The 19,662-nt window shown below is 69.2% G+C and carries 20 protein-coding genes; 13 read left to right on the top strand and 7 right to left on the bottom strand.

Going from position 1 to position 19,662, the window contains the following annotated elements; genetic code table 11:
* The first annotated feature begins 6 nt into the window (after positions 1–6).
* From ACNYC2_RS29530 to ACNYC2_RS29470, 13 genes are all read left to right on the top strand, one after another.
* A complete protein-coding gene (locus ACNYC2_RS29530) occupies positions 7–564 on the top strand; it encodes a hypothetical protein (RefSeq protein WP_419708037.1) in 558 nt (185 codons plus the stop codon).
* Positions 561–3,065: an ATP-binding protein gene (locus ACNYC2_RS29525; RefSeq protein ID WP_419708036.1), complete on the top strand. Its 2,505-nt coding sequence runs from the start codon at positions 561–563 to the stop codon at positions 3,063–3,065. The genes ACNYC2_RS29530 and ACNYC2_RS29525 overlap by 4 nt, the downstream gene beginning before the upstream one ends.
* The gene (locus ACNYC2_RS29520) at positions 3,062–5,020 is read left to right on the top strand and encodes a hypothetical protein (protein ID WP_419708035.1); all 1,959 of its coding nucleotides are present in this window, start codon (positions 3,062–3,064) and stop codon (positions 5,018–5,020) included. Before ACNYC2_RS29525 ends, ACNYC2_RS29520 begins: the two co-directional genes overlap by 4 nt.
* A 125-nt stretch (positions 5,021–5,145) precedes the next feature.
* Positions 5,146–5,601, top strand: a complete 456-nt coding sequence (locus tag ACNYC2_RS29515; RefSeq protein ID WP_419708034.1) for a hypothetical protein — start codon at positions 5,146–5,148, stop codon at positions 5,599–5,601.
* Positions 5,598–6,725 carry a M23 family metallopeptidase gene (locus tag ACNYC2_RS29510; protein WP_419708033.1) on the top strand — a complete coding sequence of 376 codons (1,128 nt, stop codon included), beginning with the start codon at positions 5,598–5,600 and terminating at the stop codon, positions 6,723–6,725. The genes ACNYC2_RS29515 and ACNYC2_RS29510 overlap by 4 nt, the downstream gene beginning before the upstream one ends.
* Positions 6,726–7,070: 345 nt before the next feature.
* Positions 7,071–9,158, top strand: a complete 2,088-nt coding sequence (locus tag ACNYC2_RS29505; RefSeq protein ID WP_419708032.1) for an FtsK/SpoIIIE domain-containing protein — start codon at positions 7,071–7,073, stop codon at positions 9,156–9,158.
* Positions 9,159–9,270: 112 nt separating this feature from the next.
* Positions 9,271–9,882 (top strand): WhiB family transcriptional regulator, encoded by a 612-nt coding sequence (locus ACNYC2_RS29500; protein ID WP_419708031.1) that lies wholly within the window; start codon positions 9,271–9,273, stop codon positions 9,880–9,882.
* 421 nt (positions 9,883–10,303) lie between these two features.
* Positions 10,304–10,732 (top strand): hypothetical protein, encoded by a 429-nt coding sequence (locus tag ACNYC2_RS29495; protein ID WP_419708030.1) that lies wholly within the window; start codon positions 10,304–10,306, stop codon positions 10,730–10,732.
* Positions 10,729–10,965, top strand: coding sequence for a glutaredoxin-like protein NrdH (nrdH, locus tag ACNYC2_RS29490; RefSeq protein WP_419708029.1), 237 nt, complete (start codon positions 10,729–10,731; stop codon positions 10,963–10,965). The genes ACNYC2_RS29495 and nrdH overlap by 4 nt, the downstream gene beginning before the upstream one ends.
* The gene (locus ACNYC2_RS29485; protein ID WP_419708028.1) at positions 10,962–11,318 is read left to right on the top strand and encodes a hypothetical protein; all 357 of its coding nucleotides are present in this window, start codon (positions 10,962–10,964) and stop codon (positions 11,316–11,318) included. The genes nrdH and ACNYC2_RS29485 overlap by 4 nt, the downstream gene beginning before the upstream one ends.
* Positions 11,315–11,620 (top strand): hypothetical protein, encoded by a 306-nt coding sequence (locus ACNYC2_RS29480; RefSeq protein WP_419708027.1) that lies wholly within the window; start codon positions 11,315–11,317, stop codon positions 11,618–11,620. The genes ACNYC2_RS29485 and ACNYC2_RS29480 overlap by 4 nt, the downstream gene beginning before the upstream one ends.
* A gap of 216 nt (positions 11,621–11,836) precedes the next feature.
* Positions 11,837–12,277, top strand: a complete 441-nt coding sequence (locus ACNYC2_RS29475) for a hypothetical protein (protein ID WP_419708026.1) — start codon at positions 11,837–11,839, stop codon at positions 12,275–12,277.
* Between the two features lie 104 nt (positions 12,278–12,381).
* Positions 12,382–12,807, top strand: a complete 426-nt coding sequence (locus tag ACNYC2_RS29470) for a hypothetical protein (protein ID WP_419708025.1) — start codon at positions 12,382–12,384, stop codon at positions 12,805–12,807.
* 69 nt (positions 12,808–12,876) lie between these two features.
* Here ACNYC2_RS29470 and ACNYC2_RS29465 read toward each other — a convergent pair whose 3' ends face one another.
* The 7 genes from ACNYC2_RS29465 to ACNYC2_RS29435 all read right to left on the bottom strand — a co-directional run bounded on the left by ACNYC2_RS29465 (position 12,877) and on the right by ACNYC2_RS29435 (position 19,553).
* The gene (locus ACNYC2_RS29465; protein WP_419708024.1) at positions 12,877–13,320 is read right to left on the bottom strand and encodes a hypothetical protein; all 444 of its coding nucleotides are present in this window, start codon (positions 13,318–13,320) and stop codon (positions 12,877–12,879) included.
* Positions 13,321–13,408: 88 nt separating this feature from the next.
* Entirely contained in the window at positions 13,409–14,044 is a 636-nt protein-coding gene (locus tag ACNYC2_RS29460; RefSeq protein WP_419708023.1) for a hypothetical protein, read from the bottom strand.
* Positions 14,045–14,203: 159 nt separating this feature from the next.
* Positions 14,204–14,695, bottom strand: a complete 492-nt coding sequence (locus ACNYC2_RS29455; RefSeq protein WP_419708022.1) for a hypothetical protein — start codon at positions 14,693–14,695, stop codon at positions 14,204–14,206.
* A 753-nt stretch (positions 14,696–15,448) separates the two neighbouring features.
* On the bottom strand, positions 15,449–16,732 hold the full coding sequence (locus ACNYC2_RS29450) for an AAA family ATPase (protein WP_419708021.1): 1,284 nt from the start codon (positions 16,730–16,732) through the stop codon (positions 15,449–15,451).
* 37 nt (positions 16,733–16,769) lie between these two features.
* Positions 16,770–17,930, bottom strand: a complete 1,161-nt coding sequence (locus ACNYC2_RS29445; RefSeq protein WP_419708020.1) for a hypothetical protein — start codon at positions 17,928–17,930, stop codon at positions 16,770–16,772.
* Positions 17,927–18,106, bottom strand: coding sequence for a hypothetical protein (locus ACNYC2_RS29440; RefSeq protein WP_419708019.1), 180 nt, complete (start codon positions 18,104–18,106; stop codon positions 17,927–17,929). Before ACNYC2_RS29440 ends, ACNYC2_RS29445 begins: the two co-directional genes overlap by 4 nt.
* A gap of 217 nt (positions 18,107–18,323) precedes the next feature.
* Positions 18,324–19,553 (bottom strand): DUF2201 family putative metallopeptidase, encoded by a 1,230-nt coding sequence (locus ACNYC2_RS29435; RefSeq protein WP_419708018.1) that lies wholly within the window; start codon positions 19,551–19,553, stop codon positions 18,324–18,326.
* Between the last annotated feature and the right edge of the window lie 109 nt (positions 19,554–19,662).

Raw genomic sequence — 19,662 nt, 5'->3', positions numbered from 1 at the left:
CGCTTCGTGACTGATCGTGAACCCGCACGGTTCTACACCGTCGCCCGTCGGATCCCGACGCTGATCGGGCGGCTGGTGGGCGGCGCGCCGATCCCGTATGGGCCGTACACCATCGGACAGGTCGTCACGTTCCTGGGTACCGCCTTCCTCCTTTGGCAGACCACGTGGATCTGGGCCCGCTTCGGCGGACTGATGAACCTGGTCTTCGGAGTAGCAGTCGTTGCCGCTGCCACCTGGGGAGCCGGGAAGCTACCTCGGACAGGCAGAAACCCCTTGTCCTGGGTACTCGACATGGCGCTGCTGTTGCTCCGTCCGGCGGGTGGCCTGCTCGACCTACGACCGCTGCGAGCGCCGCGGTGCCGTGTGGTGACCTATCGGATGGCGGTTCCCACTGCTGCTGTCTCGGTGGATGTTTCGCACCTCGTACCCGTGGAGCAGGTGGAGCAGGTGGAGCAGGTGGAGCAGGTAGAGCCGGCCGAGGTGGAGATGACGGGGGTAGCTCCGCTGAGCGGCGTAGGCCGGCTGTTGGCGGCAGCCATAGCGAGCAGGGAGGCCTCCGCATGATCGGCGAGCTGTCGGCGATGGCCGGGAACCTGATGTGGACCCGCGGCGGCGTGGTGTGGGCGGTCTGGCGCCTGAGGGGTCTGCCGTACGGGTACCGGTCTGACGACGCCAAGGAGGAGGTGCGGGCGGCGCACACCGCGTTGCTGCGCGGCCTGAGAGGCGAGGGTCTGCTCCTGGGCGTCTGCGCGCAGACGGATCCGGCTGAGTTGATCGCGCGGATGATGCGTGGGCTGGAGATCGAGCGGCACCCGCAGTGGGCCGCTGAATGTGTCGCGACGCTGGATCAGCTTGAAGACATCAAGCTTGCTCGCCGGGTGTTCTACCTCGCGGTGCCGCTCTCCAACGCCGGCAGCGGGTGGGCTGAGCCTGTGCGCGCTGCGTGGTCGGGATTCGCTGATGCGCTGGCTCTGCCTCGAGGTGGGCCGTCGACGGGTCAGGTCGAGGCCAGGAGGGCGCAGGCGGCTCGTGTGGAGCAGGAGATCCCGCGGGTGTTCGGGGCGACGTCGGCGAGCGTGGCTGAGGTGGTGTGGCTGCATGTCCATGCCCAGCAACGAGGGCTGCGGATGGATCTCGGGGTGCCGGACGCGCCTGGGGGATTGGAGTCACAGCTGCAGTCCGGTGCTGTGGTGCCGTCTGCCCTGCTTGACCCCTGCGGGACTTCGGATGACGGGAAGAAGGTTCTGAGCCCGACGGACGTGCTTGCCCGTCGGTACTTGAAGGTCGTCAGTGCGGATACGGGGACGCCCTCGTACCAGGTCATGCTCGCCGTGGCGGGAGTCCCGTCTGGAGGTGTGGTCTTCCCGGGCGGGGAGTGGATCGGTCGCGTCGAGGAGTGCGGAGAGGAGATCGACTGGGCGATTCGGCTGACGATCCGGCAGCGTGAGGAGGTCTCGGCGCGGAACCGGCGCGCGAGCACCCAGCTGGCCGACCAGACGGAGCAGCGTGTGGGGGAGCAGCTGGCCAGCGGTGGTCAGCTGGGTATCGCGGCGGAGGCGCTCGGCGAGTATCAGGCTTTGATCGACTCGGACGAGCTGGAGGTCGAGGTCGAGTCGACGACGATCTTCGCTGTCGGCGCGCTGACTCCTGCCAAGGCGATGGACAAGGGTCGGATGCTGACGAAGTTCTTCGCCAGCGCGCAGTTTCGTCTCGTGACCGACCCGACAGCGCAAGAGGCTCTTTGGTGGGCGAGCTTGCCCGGCACGTCCACCCCGCGAGCCGTCCGCGAACTGTCCCAAGTCACCACGGCCCACAACTTCGCGGCCGCGGTTCCGCTGATCACGACGGAGCTCGGGGACGAACAGGGCAGCCTCCTGGCGTTCGAGACATCTGCCGGGCAGCCGCGACCGGTGCTCGTCGACCTGGCGGGAGCGGGGTCGACGCTGGACGTGGCTATGGCCGTCGCGTTTGTCGGAGAGCTCGGTGCTGGAAAGTCGCTCGCCTGCAAGCGCCTGGCGCTGGATGCCGTCGACCGTGGCGCCACGCTGACCGCGATCGACCGCACAGACATGGGGGAGTGGTCGCAGGCGGTCGCAGGCATGCCTGGCTCTGTGAGCGTCGAGGTCACTGAGCGTGCGCAGTTCAGCATCGATCCGCTCAGGCTCTTCGGGTCCTCCACTGGTAGCCGAGTGGCACGGTCGTTCCTCATTCCACTGCTGCGGCTGCCCGCTGGGAGTGACGAGGAAGTGCTCCTGGGAGAGGTACTCGAGTCCAAGTACTTGGACGCGCACCAGATCGACAGCCTGCCAGGGCTGCTCGCGCACCTGGCCGATGGGTGCAAGATCGCTGGTGCCAAGGGTCTTGCCCGCCGCATACAAGGGCATGCACGACTCGACTTCGCCGCTGCGATCTTCGACCCATCGCTGCCGGCCGTCGACCTCGACGCACCGGCGCTGGTGTTCCGCACGCACCAGCTCAAGCTGCCAAAGAACGACGAGCTCAACTCGTCGCACCGGTTCGCGCAGATGAGCGTCGAGAAGATCTTCGGTCGTGCCGTCTACGCCCTGATCATGTCGATCGCCCGACACCGGTGCTTCGCCGACCGCACCCGCCTGGACATCCTGGCTGCCGACGAGACCCACGGCCTCACCGCCTCCCCTGAGGGTGAGGAGGAGCTCGGCGAGTTCATCCGTGACGGGCGCAAGCACAAGGCGGCGGTCATCCTCGGATCCCACGATGCCGAGGAAGACTTCGGGGGCGAGGTCCTGCGGGGCCTGATCCCGTTCCGCGTACTGATGCGACACCGTGACGCGAACCTCGCCGTGCGCGGACTGCGCTGGCTCTACGGCCTGAAGCCAGACCAGCCCGTGGCCCAGGACCTGATCGACCTGATCAGCCAGGGCACCTCCCCGGTGACCGCCGACGGCACGCCCTTCCATCGGCGAGGTGAATGCCTCATCCGTGACTTCCAGGCTCGATACGGCCGCGGGAAGATCCTGCTGCCCTTCGTGCCCGAGCGTGCCGAGGCCGTCCTCACCACACCCGACCAGGACGTGGCCCGATGAGCCGCACGGGGATCTCGTACGCCCTTGTCCAGGCTGCCGACCAGGAATCCACTGGAGGCGCCGCGGTCGTCTACGACTCCCGCGGGATCTCCGTGCTCCAGTTCGACCTGACCCTGTACAACGGGAACCCGCTGAACCCGGCTGACGCGCAGCTGATGATCTGGAATCTGCTGACGGTCATGTACTGGGACATCTACCGGTTCATCACCTCAGCGATGATCTGGCTGCTGGACTGGGCACTGTCCATGGTGTGGGTCGAGTGGCTGCTGACTCCGATGCAGGCGGTCTCCGTCCTCACACAGTCGGTTATGGGCTACATCGGCCTGATGCCGCTGATGCTGGCCATCCTGGCGACCGTCGTGGGGTTCTGGCTGATGCGCGGCCGCTACGGCGGCGGCATCGCGGAACTGCTCATCGGCGCAACAATCGCGGGTCTCGCGGTCTACGTCTTGTCCAACCCCTGGGCGATGGTCGCCGGTCCCGACGGAGTCATCTACTCCGGGCGAGACGCTGGCATGGACATCGCCACCGCGGTGGTCACCGAAGGTCGCGTCCAGACAAGCGACCAGACCCTGATCCGAGAAGCCACCATCGGGTCCCTGACCGACACACTGATCCGGGCACCGCACCAGATGATGAACTACGGCGAGATCATCGACGGCACCCGGTGCGAGGACGTCTACGACCGGTCCCTGACCGAGACCGACGAGACGGCAGCCCGCGAGATGGTCGCCGAGTGCGACCCCGCCTACAAGACCTGGTCGGACCAGCCCAATGCGTTCAAATTCGCTGGCACCACCAGCCTCCTGCTCACCGCAGGCGCCCTTGGATTCTTCAGCCTCGGCCTGGTCGCCGTCCTGTTCATCACCGTGCTCGGCGCGGCCTGGTCCGCCATCAAGCTCGTCGTCCTACTGGTGACCGGCATCGTCCCTGGAGGGCCACGTGCCGCGCTGATGAGGACATTCGCCGACGTCGGCTTCGCCGCGATCATGATCGCGGTCTGCATCGGATTCATCGTCATGTGGATGAAGCTGCTGCTGGCGTTCTTCTCAGTGAGCGCCCCCGTGCCCTGGCAGATGCGGATGACTCTGGCCAACGTCCTGATCGTCGCCGGCGTCATCGTGCTGATCGCCTTCCGAGTGCGCATCAAGCGAGCCATGCGCAACCTCGGGGACAAGATCGCCCAGCTCGGCCCTCACGGTCGCAAGCCGGCCGAACCTCAGAAGATCTTCACGATGGCCCGCATGGCCGACTGGGGCTGGGAATACTGGACCCGCTCACAGGCCGGAGCGCGCGCGGCGCAGCCACAGATGCGCTCGATCGCACCGCCCAGCCCTGGAGCCACCGGCATGCCGCCAGCTGCACCACTTCCGCCGGGCGGCACGCCTCCGTCGCGTCCGGGCGGTAGCTCAGGCCCAGGGCCGCATCCGACCGTGCCGAGCGGCCCAGCCGGCCCACCAACCGTCGGCGGTCCGGCCGCGCCGCCTCCGCCAGCTCCTAGCCTCGTGCCAGCTGGTCCCCAGCCCGCACCGGTAGGCCCGGGTCGAGCACGAGCTGCCGAGCCTGCGGTCCGACTCCGGCGCACCGAGCTCGCTTCGCGTACAGCAAGGGCCACGCCGAGCCCACACGTGCGCAGGCTGAGAAAGGTGGTTGCCAGGGGAGCGAAGACGGCGGTGCAGGCAGGGGTCATTGCAGCGTCCGGCGGATCATCGGCCGCGGTGACCGGCGCGGCGAAGGCGGCGAAGGTCGTCCGAGTCGTCCAGACCGTTCACGGCGCTACCCGCACCGCCCAGGGGGCAGTACGCAGCACGCAGAACCTCACCGTGCGCAAGCAGCTCGACACCGCGCAGCGCAGCTCGCCCACAGTGACCTACCCGCCCCCGCCGGCGGTCCCGTCGACGCCGAGGCCGGCGTCTAAGCCAGCGCGCGTCAAGTCCACCGGAGGCCAGCGGTGAGGCGGGCCCTGCTCCTGGGGGCGTTGACGGCTCTCGCAGTGGGCGCGGCCGGGTACCTGTGGGCGCAGCAAGACGAGCCACCGGGCGCTGGACAAGGGGCACTGCCGCCAGGCATCGCGGCCCCGATGCCCAGCGCCCCCGCCGAGGCGGCGCCCGGTGGCGAGCGCGCCGGGGCGACGCCCACGCCCGCGGCGCCTGGCGCGGACGAATCGGAGCCTGGCTATGACCTGGCCGGAGCTCCGTCCCCGGTGGCGCGCGCGTCCTGGGGCCGAGAGGAACGCGCCGCAGCCGCGAGCGCCGCCGAGGACCTTGTCGACGCCTATCTGGACTCGGACACACGGTGGTGGGACCGGTTGTCCGTCCTCCTGACCCCAGCTGCGCGCGCGGTCTACAACACGGTGCCGCCAGAGGCGCTGCCGGCGGCCTCGCGTACCGGGAGCGCTGAGGTCTCGCCCACCGCCAGCGCGTTGCTCGCGGTGGCGACCGTCCCGACGGGGGCGGGTCCGTACGAGGTGACCCTCGTGCGGGCTGACGGCGCGAGCCCGTGGCTTGCGGACAAGATCGTCCCGGTCGACTCGTGAAGACCGCGCTCGCTGTGGCGACTGGGCTGGCCGTGCTCCTGGCCGTGTTGCTGGGCGCTCCCGTGGTCGCGGTCGTCGGCCTGACGGCGGCCACTCAGTTTTCCGGGTCGGGCGGCGCCGGCGAGGCGTGCTGGGCCAATGGGCCCACCGCTCAGCTGGATGGTCAGTACGAGGGCGACGATGTTGCCGGCTACGGCGGTGAGCAGCTCGCGATCGCGGCGACGATCATCGCCGTCGGTGCCGAGCGCGAGCTGCCGGTGCGGGCCCAGACCATTGCGGTGATGACCGGGATGGGGGAGTCGGGGCTGCGCAACGTCGACTATGGCGACGACCGGTACGGGGTGCGGAACCCGGATGGGTCGCTGACCAGCTCGATCGGCGTCTTCCAGGAACAGAAGTGGTACGGCACGGTCGCCGAGCGCATGGATCCGGCCGGCGCGGCCTCGAGGTTCTATGACCGGCTCCTGCAGGTCGACGCTTGGCAGACGCTGGAGCCGACCATCGTGGCGCACAAGGCCCAGCGCAACGCTGACCCCTACCACTACGCCAAGTATTGGGATTCGGCGGTCGACGTCGTCGCAGCGCTCACCGGAAGCTCCGAGCTGCCGGGAACCTCCCACGCGTCGACGCGCGGCCCGTGCTCGGCGGCGGGCCAGCAGGTCGACGTGGGCGTTCACGGCTGGGCCAACCCCGCCGAGGGGCGCCTGGCCTCAGGGTTCGGCCCCCGGACCGCGCCGACGGCCGGGGCGTCGACCTTCCACCAGGGGACGGATGTCGCCGCGGCCTGCGGAACTCCGTTGTACGCGGCCGCTGACGGCGTCGTCACCGTGGCTGGGCTGACGCAGTGGGGCACGGGCAACGAGGTCCGGATCGATCACGGCAATGGGCTGGGCACCGTGTACGGGCATGTGCTCTCGGGGACGTACCAGGTCGCCGTCGGGGACACGGTGTCGGCCGGGCAGCAGATCGCCTCGATGGGAGGAGACAGGTCGATCGACCCTGCCGGCGCCGGCACCAGCACGGGATGTCATCTGCACTTCGAGGTGCACCAGGACGGGCAGGCGATCGATCCCAGGGTGTTCCTCGCCGGGCAGGGCGTCGCCCTCGGCCAACCCGCCTCCTGAAGCGCGCCATCGCATCTCTGGGCTCGTCGGTACCCCCTTGTCCAGTGCCGGAATGAGGCACGGGAACGGCGAGAACACGGGCAAGGCGACCACTCAGCTCAAGCCTGGGCGGCGCTCGACGTCAGCCAGTAAGCGGCCAGAACGTGCCCAGGAGCCTGCACGAACCTGACGAGTAGCCCGTGGGAAGAACAACAGCTGCGAGGAGGGGATTCGCTCGCTCCTTAGCGACAAGTCGGTCGTCGCGAGCGTAGCCCCCCGGTGCAAGGCGCCCAAACGGAAACACGGGTGTCACACGCGCCCCGATCCGCGCCGTTGTCTGGGGTAGCACCCGATCTAGGAGCTTCGATGAGTCTCAAGACAGCGCCACCCACCCGGGCGCCGATACCGATGCTGCCGCGCCGTCGGTCAGCCTGGCCCGGCCGATGCGCAGCCAGCGTCGCGGCGGGACTCGCCGCCTTCGGCGGGGCGACACTGACCGGCTACGAGCAGGCGGCCGGACCCGGCCTGACCGCCGGCGCCGCCGGCGCAGTGGTCAGCGGCCTGCTGTGGGCGCGCGAGCTGCACCGCGACGAGATCCTCGACCGCATCGTCGTGGCCGCGACTCAGCTCCAGGGCTACCCCCGCCCGGTGCGCGCCTCCGTGAAAGTTCTGCGCTGGTCGAAGGTGACCGGAGGCCTGCCCACCCGGGTCGTCATCGACTACTCGCCCACCGTCGACGACGGGCCGGACCTGCGAGGCAAGCTCAAGAAGGTCCTCGAGCAACGGACCGGCCTCACGTTCGAGATCAGCAAGCACAACCAGCGCCGCTGCCGCATCACCTTCCGATCGGTAGCACCCGTCGTCGAGCCGTCCGAGGTCAAGCGCAGCCGTGAGCTCCTGCAGGACCTGTTCGGCGAGTCGGCCACCATCCAATTCGCCTATGACGGCGACCAGGTCAACCGCATGCGCGTGGAGCACAAGCTCAAGGCGAAGGCCGCACGCCAGCAGGTCCGCAAGGGCATCGAGAACTCGCTGACGGCGCTCCTGGACGGGCGCTGGCGCGCGAAGTGGGAACTGACCAAGGATGAGGTCACGTTCGAACGCCGGCCCGTCATGCCCACCGCCGTGCCGCACAAGCCGGCACCGATCACGGACGAGAACCGATGGCGCATTCCCGTCGCTGTCGACGAGGACGAGAACCTCGTGGTCTGGAACCTCAAGGGATCCGGACCGCACATGCTGATCACCGGCAAGACCGGCACCGGCAAGACGGTGGCCATCAACGGCGCCATCATGGAGATCGCCCGCCGGGGGTGGCCGGTCTGGATCTGCGACCCCAAACGCATCGAGTTCATGGGCCTGCGCGACTGGCCGAACGTCGAGATGGTGTCCACCACGGTCGCCGAGATGATCGCCACGATCAAGCTCGCCCACGACGAGATGGAACGCCGCTACGAGGCCATCGAGAACGAAGTCGCGACCGAGGACGACTTCGAACCGCTGGTCCTGGTGCTGGACGAGTACCGCAACTTTTTCAGGCAGGTGAACTCTTGGTACTCCGAAGCCAAGGCGGGCATCAAGGGACTGCCGACCAAGTGCCCCGTCTTCGAGTGGGTCGCGGCGATCGCCGAAAAGGGCCGCTCCGGCCACGTCCACATCATCCTGGGCACCCAGCGTCCCGACGCGGACTTCCTGACCGGTTCCATGCGAGACAACTTCGACACCCGCTTCTCGCTCGGCCGACTCTCGCCAGAGGGCGCCAAGATGATGTGGGAGTCGTACTACCTGGGAGTCTCCGTGCCGCGCAAGATCCGCGGCCGCGGCACCGGCCTCACCGAGGACGAGCGCGTCGAGGAGGTGCAGGTCCTGTGGACCCCCGACCCGCGCCGCACCAACCACAACGACAACAAGTCCGACCAGAAGCTCCTCGACAACCTCCGGCCTGCCAATACCAACCACCCGCCCAAGCAGATCGAGCTGGGCGACGACGTCGACCTTGACGGCCACGACATCAGCGAGTGGTTCCAGGTCATGGACGCAACGCTCGTCCCAGCCAAGCCACGCGCTCGCCGACCTGCCCTCCCGGGGCTGCCTTCGCTCCACGGCGTCCAGCGCTCAGCCGGTGAGCAGGACGCCCCGCTGGCGAGCGCCGAGCACCATGACCACCACGAGCCGCCTGAGTTCGATCCGTTCGATGGCTACCTCGAAGCGGCCCCTGCCGCGGTCTCACGCGTGGAGATCGGAGATCTGCTGTGCGTCGACGATCAGCTCGGGCTGTGGGCGGCGGTCGAAGGCATCGAGGAACTCGACGAGGACGAGGACGGCTACGTCTCGATCGCGTGGCGTGACGACGACGGCGCGGACGGGACTCTTTCGCTCCCGAGCGACGACGTCGTCGAGGTCCGCCGTCCCGAGCCTGAACCAGACAACGAGCTGGTCGGTGCTTCCGCATGAGGGAGACGGCTCTCGGCGCACGGCACACCGGTTCGATCCCGATCTGTGCGTCTCCAGCGACCGGGCCCGGCTCTGCTTGAGGTGCCGTCCACACCCAGAGGGGGACCGCAAGATGATGAACCCTTCGGCATATCGGCCGCCGATCAAGAACGTTGCTCGCGAGCAGCTGCTCGCTGCGTGGGCAGAACTCGTCCTCGGTGCGCGCCGGCCGGCACGGCCCGGCTGGCATCGTCGGGCTGAGTGCGGGCAGGACCCCTTGTTTCATGAGAAGGACGGTGCCCCGACCCGGGCCCAGGTCCGCAAGCAGCGGACCATCTGCGCGGCGTGCCCGGTGGTCCGCGACTGTCTGGCTGACGCTCTGAGCAGCGAAGGTGCCCAGGTGCCTCGTGTCGGAATGCGCGGCGGCCTGACCGCCCAGGAACGCGACCTGGTCACCGACCCGGCTGCATGGCGCGCCAGCCTCAAGCAGCGTGCTCGCGTGGGTTCTCCGCGCGGCGGACGACTCTCTGAACAAGCCCAGTTCGTCCAGGCCGTTCAGGAGCTCGCCGACGGCGGGGCGACTGTGCGGGAAGCGCTGGCCAAGACCGGGTACGAGCACGTCAACCCGTTCTCGCGCCGTCTCTGGCGCGCCAAGCGCAGCGACCTACTCGGCGCCCTGCGGGCCAACGAAACCCTGCGGGCCGAAAAGCTGCAGGGGCAGCCCGCGCCCAGGTCAGCGGCATGAGCCGCTGCAGGTCTCGAGTAAGTCGGCCACCCATGTCACACGCACCAGATCTTGCGCCGTTGTCCCAGACGAGACCGAGACACCGGAGGAGAGCATGACCAGCAACAAGCCAGTCACGACGCCAACTACATCCGCACCCGCCGAACGCCGCTGGGCAGGCCATGGCACCTGGGTGAAGGCCTTCCCTCGTGGAGGAGCTCGGCACACGGTCGCCCCTCCGACGTGGGTGGTCCACCTGGTCCCAGTGCTCACGGGTCACCCCATGCCCACCGGGCCTACCCAGGAGCGCGTACACGCTCCGCACGCTGGAGTGTTCGCACGAGAGACCTCTGTTGTCGTTGTCCATCCAGGGTTCGACGAACACACTCGCCGGCGCAATCTCGCACGCAACCGGGTCATTGGCGCGATCCAGCAACCGGCCATGATGATCACCATCATCGCCGTCACAATCGTGCTCGGGCGTCCCGGCGACGCCTTGCTTTGGGCCGTGCTCGGCGCGTTCCTGCTGGGGGTGATCGCTGGGTTCATGGTCGGACTGGGGCTGGAGTTCCTCAAACCCTTCTCGCTGCGTGTGCCCGCTCCGTTGCTCGTCGACGGTGAGTGGATCGTCAACGCTCGAGGCCTATCGGCCGAGGAGGTTCATCGGCGGCTCTATGTGTCATCCCTCTTGTGGCCTGCCCACGTTCGCGACGAGGTGAGAACCGTGCAGGAGGTGCGAGACCAGCTCGGCCTGGTCCCGGCGGAAGAGTTCCTTCTCGGCATGGTTCTCGCGCAGCTGGAGGAACTCAAGGCGACCGTCACGTCCGGGCGGCCCCAGGCCGCCCCGCGCGGTGGAGCGAGCCAGGCATGAAGGTCACCGTGTACACCAAGAGCCCCTGCGTCCAGTGCGACGCGACGAAGAAGCTGCTGGATCGGATCGGCGTCGACTACACGCCGGTCGACCTGGACGCCAACCCCGAAGCCCTCGCCCAGCTGAAGAACCTTGGGTACCTAGGCGCCCCCGTCGTCGTGACGGACCACGACTCCTGGGCGGGGTTCCAGCCCGACAAGGTGAGGCAGCTTGCCGAGGCGGTGGCCGCATGACGACGAGGACTGAGCACCGCCTCCGGCACTCGGGGATGGGGAGAGCCGGCCAGACCGTATCCGACCTGCCGACGTGGGTCTACGACGTCGAGGACCTGGACTCTCTCGTTCTGTCCGACCGCGGGATCGAGCGGGTGACGCTCCTCGACAACGGCGATCAGGACCTCGTCGCCTACCCCCTGACCGCCGGACAGGTGCTGGTCACCCGCCCTCCGACCATCCACGAAGTTCAGCAGCAGTCGTACTGGGATCTGGCCAAGGTCAGCAGCGAGCTCGACGCTTGCCAGTTCCCGATGGAGGTCAAGCACGTCAGCTACTCATGGGGGCTCTCACCGGACGGGGGCACACGATGACCGGCAAATTCGGTCCCGGCCGTCAGGACGACTACGAGCTGTGGTCGATGATCCTCGTCCCCATCCTGATTGGTGGCGGGATCCTCTGGCTGTGGTCGTCATGGCCCCAGGTTGCGCAGTGGCTCGCCGACCACCAGATACTGACCCGCACGGAAGTCCTGATACCGCTGGGGGGAGGGACCGGCCTGGATATACCCCGAGCGGCACTGCTCGCAGCCATCCTCATCTCCCTGACGACCCTCGCCAGCTTCGTGCTCCGCATGATCTTCCGCCCCACGGAAACAGAGCAGGCCCGGCGCTGACGTCCACACAGCACTGAGGACCAGCTTCGGAACAGCGGCGCGCGCTACACGGCGCATCGCGGCGCTCGCGGCCGCTCTCCTTTACCGCTCACTAGTGAGCGGTAAAGGACAGACCATCCGGCGCAGCAGAGCCGCAGACCGGCGGCGTGCAGCTGCTCGGCGAGATCTCGCACGGTTGCCGTCGCGCGGCCGTGCCGTCGATGCGTACCCTCACGGATGAGCAACCCACACGAGCCCAACCTCGCCAGGGTTCTGGCTGCCTTCATCGGCGCTCGCGGGCTGACCGCCGGCCAGATCGCGGAGCTCCTGGGCCGCCCGATCGGCTACGTCGAGCAGCAGCTGACGGGCGTGATGGCGCTGCGCATGGACGTCACAGGGGCACTGGGACTTCTCTCCGGCATGTCACCGGAGGCCGTGCTCGAGGAGCTGTCGCGGCTGTCCGGGCAGGGCGAAAGCCCAGCAAGTGAGGCCGGTGCACCTGTCCCGGATGAGGCGACCGGCGCCGTGCCGCCGTCGGCCGAGGGTCGCGCGGCCAGCTATGGGCCAACCGTGGGAATCCCGTCGCTGCACCCGAAGCGTCCGCGCGGTGAGAGACGGCCGCACCGCACCGCCCACCACCTGCACCGCCCCGACGAGCCGGACAGCCCTGAGTCGTGACGGGTGGAGCCAGTCCTGGTGACCCCTTGCCTTCCTGGCTAGAGGTCGTCGGCTCGTACACGTCGACGTCGGCTCACGTTGACAGAGGTCGAGAGACTCTCGGGATGATCAACGACAAGCTCGAAATCTCAGATCAGCGCGGTTGGCATCTGGGTCCGCCGCCGCGCGACCCGGCAACAGAGCGCGACCACGCCTATCTCTCAGCTCGCGCCGCTCACGACCATGCGCGTCGCGGCACCGACGCCGCCACGATCGCTGCCACTCGGCAGACGATGTACATCGCATTCGTGGGCACGAGCTGGTGCATCCGTGCGTATCCGTACTGGACCAGGCCGAAGCCGTGTGGGCAGCGAGGCTGCGAGGCGACCGCGGAGGTCGTCATGGCCTGGGAGAACGGCCAGGTGTCGTACGAAGCGATATGCGAGGGGCACCGCTGCGACGGGACCAATACCAACGGTCGCCGCTGCAGAAAACAGGCGATGCGGGACTCCGTGGTGTGCGCGACCCATCGGAGCACGACAGGAGCGTGATGCTGGAGATGCACGATGTTCTGATTGCGCCCTGATCCTCTGTTGCGACGATGTCGCTCAGACTCCAGCTCAGGAGGCACGAATACCGCTGGCGATCGCCTCACGTATGGCCGCTGGGGCGATGGACCCGGTAGAGGCCTTGTCGCAGGCGATCAGTGCGGCACGGATGCCCGCAAGCAGGACCAGCGTGTGGCAACCAGCGTGCTCGTCAGGGTGTTCCTGGTCGTGCTCGGCCTGGATTTTGGCTAGGAGTTCGTCGAGCGAGACAAACGAAGTTCCGCCTCCTGGGCCTGCAGGGGTCTCGACGGGGAGCCAGGCACTGTTCAGTGTCTTGGCGCTCACAGTGGATTCGCGCCCGACCAGGCTGGGGTTGGCGGGGTGAGCGACGTTCTGCACGACGAACGACAGGGACGCGGCGGGCGTCTTCTGCTTGAGGACCTGGATGGTTCGTCCAGCTTCCTCGGGGTGCTTCGAGCGAGTGACGAACTGCCTGCCGATCCACTGCTGGGTCATCTGCTCATCCTTCTGGTCACGTGGCTGTTGTCTACGGGGAGGCGATGGTCACGACGTCGCCTGGCGGGGCCTGGACGCGGAACTTGATCTACTCGTCGATGTTGAGAGGGGTCGTCGGCAGCGGTGCACTCGCGAGCCAGACTTGGGTGTGCCCGGTCGGAACTGAGCGCCCGGGGAGCATGATCCGCCACGGGCCTACCGCCTCGAGGTACTCATACCTGGTGCGTTCGGCCAGGAACTTGTTCCGGGCGACCGAGACGTCGACGACCGTCGCGCCGCGTGTAGCTCGCCGGCGCGCGGTCTGCGAGTCCTTGACGACGGCGATACGTCGCAGTGGCCGCTGTGTGTCCTCGAGGACCAGGACGACGTGGGGCTCGAGCCACCCAGTCTCGCTGTAGTCCGCGCGCAGATTTCCGCGGCCGCGGCCGAGGGCTTCGCGCTCGAGCATCTTCTTCTGGCGCATCCTCTGCAGTTCCTCGCGACGTAGGTCCGATCGGCGCACGCGCCGGCGCCCTGTGATCGCGGCGAGCTGGGCCGGGGGAATCGAGGCTTGGCCGTCGTCACGCGCCTTGAGCCAACGCTGCACCGTGCGCACCGAGACGCGCCGCCGGCGCGCGGCCTCGTGCACGTTGGGGTGCCACTCGCCGTGGCTGTCACGGTGCCCGCCGTAGAGCACGCAGAACAGTTCCCGTACCGCGGTCGCGTCCCACACGGTCAGGTCCATCAGTGCACCTCCTGGGCGATCGTCGACGGAGGTTCCGCGAGTGGGGTGAGCTGTGGCAGGTCCGTCAGTGAAGAGTCGCCGGGCATGCCGGCTACGAACGGCTTGGCGCCGGCGCGACGGCGGACTGCAGTGACCAGCTTGTCGTGGCGCTGAGGTACGTCAGGCACGGGTCCATACCCAGCCGGGTAGCCGGGCGTCGATGAGCTCGACGTCCTGGGGGGCGAGCTTGCCGGTGTTGTACCGGCTGCGGTAGTTCGCAGCCTTCTTACCGAGAAGCACGGAGGTCCCGTCCGGCGTGGTGTAGGTGACGCTGACCTTCAGGTCCGCCAGGGTCCGCTGGTCGTCCTGCTCGAGCCACGCCTGGACGTCGTCGATGAACACCTCGAGGTGGGACCGGGTGTCATGATCGCCGGTGAGCTCGGCCAGCCGGCTGGCCTGCTCGGGCTTGAGGTCGGCGCGCAGCTGGTGCTGCAGCCACGCGTAGAGCACCCGGTCGTGGTTGTACAGGCCGTCCAGCGAACCGTTGTCGGCCAGGTAGGCCGCGACCCGGTCGGCGCGCTCGTACCAGATTCCCCACGTCCAGCCTGGCCGCTGCTCGAGCGCGACGATCTGCGGGACCGACAGCGTGCCGCGGGTGTACCGGTCGCGCATCTGGTTGGCCTGCCGGCCCAGCTTGTAGGTGCTGCCGTCGGGTGCAGTGACGACCTGTGCCTGGGGTATCTGGGCGGTGCCGTGCTCGGCAACCCACTCGTCGAGCCGGTCGAGCAGCTCGCGGAACGACGGCCTCTGCCCGAGGTGGGTCAGGGTGTCGATCTGGCGGGGAGTGAGTTCGCCGGCGCGCGCCGCGGCGAGGATCTCCTGGCACCGGGCGCCCAGGGGGGTAGGTGGCGCCGTCGAGCTCGACGGTCGCCGCGGCCGGCACGACGATCTGCGGGCCGTTGTTGGCCAGCCACTCCTGCAGGGCGGCCGCGAACTTGTTCCAGTCGGCGGTCTTCATGCGCCTGCCTCCGAGGTGTTGTCCGGGCTGACGTGAGGGAAGAGCTCGACCTCTGGGCAACCGCGCGTGCGGGTGTACCTGCCGTTGTCAGCCCGGACGGGGACACGGTAGGTCGGGGATGTGGGTGTGGGCAATGGAATCGCCTCCTGGCGAGTCGTCGGTGGGACGGGTGGGTTGCTCGTCGGGCGCCGGCCTGCGCCGCGGGGTTGATCGCGCGGTCGCACGGGCTGGACGGTGAACGGATTGAGAAGCGTGTAGACCTGCCGTCGCCGGCGGACTTCGTGCCGGACGGCGGCCGGCCGCCGGCGCTGAACTCGAGCTCCTCGAGCGGCTGGCCCGGCGGAGCCCTGCGTGACCCGGGCAGGATCACGCAGGGCGGTGGTGGGGTGCTCCCCCTCGGTCGGAGATCATGGTGGCGGTGGGGGAGGGTCGAGCAGCCGCGCGAGCATCGTCTGGTGAGCGCGTGCGGCGGCGTTGTCAGGGTTGTCGCGCAGTGCCCGGGCAAGGACGGCGGGCGTTCGGTCGTCGGTGACCATGGCGAGGTGTGCCCGGTGACGGGACAGCGCCACGCACATCCGACCGAGGTCGGTGGCGAACTCCTCGGCCACCGGATGGCCCGCAAGGGGGTGGATCGCGATGACGACATCGCGTTCGAGGCCCTGGGCCTGGTTGATGGTGCCGACGAAGATGTCGGGCAGGTCGGCGAGCGCAGCGGCCAGGAGAGTCGTCTGCTCCACGTGGGGTGCGATGACCGCGATGTTGCTCGGTGTGACGGGGTGGGAGGCGTCGTCGGTGCGGACGGTGGCGCTGCCGGTGGCGAAGGTTCGTGCCAGGTCGGCGGCGGTGAGGATCAGTGCGGGGTCGGCCACGCCGCTGGTGATGGTGATGGGGTGGGCGGCGTATTCGGGCAGGGCGGTGGGTGCCAGCACGGATCGTGCGGGGCGTGCTGAGGTGAAGTCGAGGTCGTACAGGGCGCGGATGAGGTCCGTGGTGTCCGGCCCGAGTCGCCAGGTCTGGGGCAGGCGCAGCACGGTCACGGCGTCGCCCATGGCGGCGCGCAGCGCGGCGGGTGCGGGGACCTGGGGGCCGGAGGCCCACCGCTGCCAGCGGCGGGTGTCTGCTACGACGACCGGGTCGATCTGGCCCGGGTCGCCGACGAGTGCGACCTGCCCGGTGTCGCGGGCGAGCGCGCCCAGCGCCCCGAAGTCGGCCCAGGTCATCTGGTAGGCCTCGTCGACGAGCAGGACGTCGGCGCGCCACCGGTTGGGGTCGGTGACCAGCCAGCGGGCGGTGGTCGCCACGACGATGCCAGCGTCGGGGCGCATCGAGCGGGTCGAGGCGAAGGTGACGCCCTGCTCCAGCTCGGTCGGGCGCATGGCGCCCACCTTGCCGAGGAACGTGACCGGCGCGCCGGTGCGAGCGGTGCGGTTGGCCACGTCGTAGGCCTGTGCGCGCGTCTGGGCTGCGATGGCGACGCTCATCCCGGCGCGCCGGTGCAGTTGCTCGGCGAGGTTCGTGATGAGGTGCGTCTTGCCAGCCCCGGGAGGGGAGTCCACCACGACGGCCGGGTCGCCGGACCACAGTGCGTACAGCGCCCGGGCCAGGGTCGGGTTCTTGGTGTGCGCGGCCGGGCGGGGCACCGGCCGGGTGGCCGGTGCCTTCGTCGCGACACTTCCGGGTGCTGTTCTCATACTCTTAGTTTAACAGATTCTCTCGGATCGCGCATCCCTAGTCGTCCGCCGCCGCGAGCAGGACGTCGAACGGAACGTCGGCGCGACGAACGGTCGGCTTCCCCCGCCCGGCGAGCCAATTGCCCGACCGGCTGTAGCGCGAGGACATGCCCATGCGGCGGCGCTGCTGAACGGTGTCGGAGACCGGGGCTGGACGCAGCGTGACCTCCTGACCCGGGGCAAACTGTCCGGGCCTGGTGATGCAGTCGGTCAGGACCAGGGTCAGCACGGCCGTCGGGCTCATGCTCGTCGACACGATGCGCGCCTTGTCGAGCCGCTGGATCGCGGCCTCGGTCTGGGAAGGGTCCCCGGACCACCCGGCGACCTCAGCACCTGCCCGGAGCCGGGACAGGGGAGCAGTGGCCTCGACGACCAGGTGCGCGTCGTCGTGCGAGACCACGTGCCCGGTCACTACCTGGCCGCGCCACGCCTCGCGGGCGGCGACCATCGGGTCACCAAGCCGCAGCGACTCGAACAGTTCGGTGGCGTCGTTGCGCGTCGCCAGACCCAGCGCGGCCTCCTTGCGGGTGTCGGAGGTGCGCCAGTCCCAGCCCTTGGTCGTGATCCGCTCCACGTGGTACTTCCACGAGCGCGAGTCAGCCTCGGCCATCACGAGCAGGCCGGGCAGGACCGGCCCGCCCGACGTGATCGTCGCCAGTTCCAGAAGGCCGGTAGCACCCTCGCTCTGCACCCCCAGCCACTCCATCCAGGTCCCGAGCTGCTGCTCCCGCTCAGGAGCCACGCCCAGCACCCACCGTGCCCGCGCCGCGGGGACCACCATGTGCACCGCGCCCGAACCGGGGTGGTCGGCGCGCTGGTCCCACCAGCCGATCACCGAAGCGGACTCCTCGTGCCCAGCGGTCCGGGCCAGCGTCGCGAGGTCGCTCACCGTGGCACGGTCGGCGACCACCAGGGTCCGGTGCACCGCCCCGAGCCGCACACCGAGCCCGGTCAGCGCGGCGAGGGCGTCGGGCCCAGCCGCCGCAACCACCTCGCGGCCGTCGGTCGCCTCGATGTGAATCTGCCCGCCCTCGCGCCAGGTCAGCACCGCCACCGGTGCGTTGACGGGAAGGCTCGTGCTGTACGCAGCCACCTGAGTGGGCGCGCCGTCGTGCGCCGCGCGCAGCCGCGCGCCAAGGTCGAACCACGTCGCGCTCATCGCCGCTCTCCGTCCCGGCTCGGGCAGGCCCAACCGGCGTGCAGCGCCCGCAGCGGCGGCGTCTCAGGACCGGCCTCGCCGACGACGTCGACGACCTCGCGCAGCGCCATCCCGGCGCTCGCGGCGACCTGCGACGCGTAGTCGGCCAGGTCGGACGGCAGGTGGTCGAGGTTCATGGTGCTCCCTTTCGTGAATGCTTGCTGACACTCCCAGTATAACAGAAACATGTCAGCGTGCTCAACACCGGAGTTCGGCGAGCTGCCTGCGGCCGTGCGGCTCGAGCTGGACGCCGGCCACCCACAGAGGCCTTCGCCGTGGCGTGGCGACGAGCGCCCTGTGGCGACCCGTTCGGGGCGCCCCCTCGGACCGGTTGCCGGGAGGGCGCCCCTGGGGTCAGTCGGATGCGGGTACCGACAGCACGCGCGCCCACGCGGGTACGTCGGCCTGAGCGGTCGTGTTCCCGATCACCACGACCACGAGCCGGGCCCGGGTCGGCTGCTGCGGCCACGGGGTGTAGCCATCGGTCATGACCACGACCGCGTCAGGCCGCTCGCGGTCGGCCTCGGCGGCGGCAATGCCGACCCGCATGTCCGTACCGCCGCCGCCGGTCAGGCGGATGCTGTCCGCGTTGCGGATCGTCTGGACGTCGCCGGTGGCCGCGTCACAGGTCAGGACCCGGACTGTCCCGCCGACCGCCTTGAGGACTCCCTGGACCTCGGCGAGTGCGGCGGCGAGGTCGCCCTCGGACATGCTGCCGGAGGTGTCGACGACGACGCTGACGCGCGGGCGCGGCGCTCGCATCGCGGGCATGACGATTCCGGGGACGCGTCGGCGACCCGGTCGGGAGTAGGAGTAGGTGACCCTGCCTGTGGTCAGGGCTGCGATGTGGCGGACCATGCCCGCGAGCACCTTGGTCCACGGCAGTGCCGGAGCCGTCAGCGCGCGGATCGCCCAGCGCTCGAACCCGGCAGGGACGGAGCCACGCCCCTTGGCCTCGATGTGGTTGACGACGTCGTGTGCTACGCGGTGCAGCACGATCTCGACCTGGCCGGAGTCCAGGCCAGGGGCCGCGTCGTCGTCCAGTCCCAGTTCCCACGGGGCGGGCTTGTCCCCGGCTCCGGAGCCGCACCCGTATCCGTCCTCCGCCTCCGGGCTCGCCTGATCCTGTTCCTCCCCCTCGGGCGGAGTGAGCGCGTGGTAGTAGGCCTCCTCGATGCCGCCGTCGGGCAGGCCGAGAGCGGCAGGGGTGACCGGGGAGCCGGGGAGCGGGATGCCTGCCTCGATGAGGTCGTCGTTGATCGCCGCGTCCGTGGCCAGGCCCCAGCGGTCGTGGTCGACGCGGCTGCCGAGCGCGCGGCTGCGGCCTGAGTGGTCGCGCACCAGGTGCCCTGCCTCGTGCAGGAGCACGCCACCGGCGTGCTCCGCGCCCCACTCGCGCAGGGTGGCGGGGTCGAGGTAGAGCCGCCATGCCCCGTCCACGGCGAAGGTGCCGAGGCCTTCGGCGGCGACCGGGCGCATCGCGAACAGCGCGGTGGCCAGGTACGGGGCGTGCTGGAGGGCGACGAGGCGCGCGGCTGCGAGCGCCTCGGTCTCGTCGTGGTCGAGGGGGCGGGTGGTGACCATGGTGGGCTCCTATCGGGCTAGCACTTGCTGGCACTCTTAGAATAACATATATTGAAGCCAACGGCATCCCCTGGGACCAGCGGTGAGCACCGCACCCAGGGCAATGGAG

It is taken from the genome of Promicromonospora sp. NFX87, assembly GCF_048564965.1.
GTDB lineage: Bacteria > Actinomycetota > Actinomycetes > Actinomycetales > Cellulomonadaceae > Promicromonospora.
This window is presented reverse-complemented; position numbering and strand designations above follow the sequence as displayed.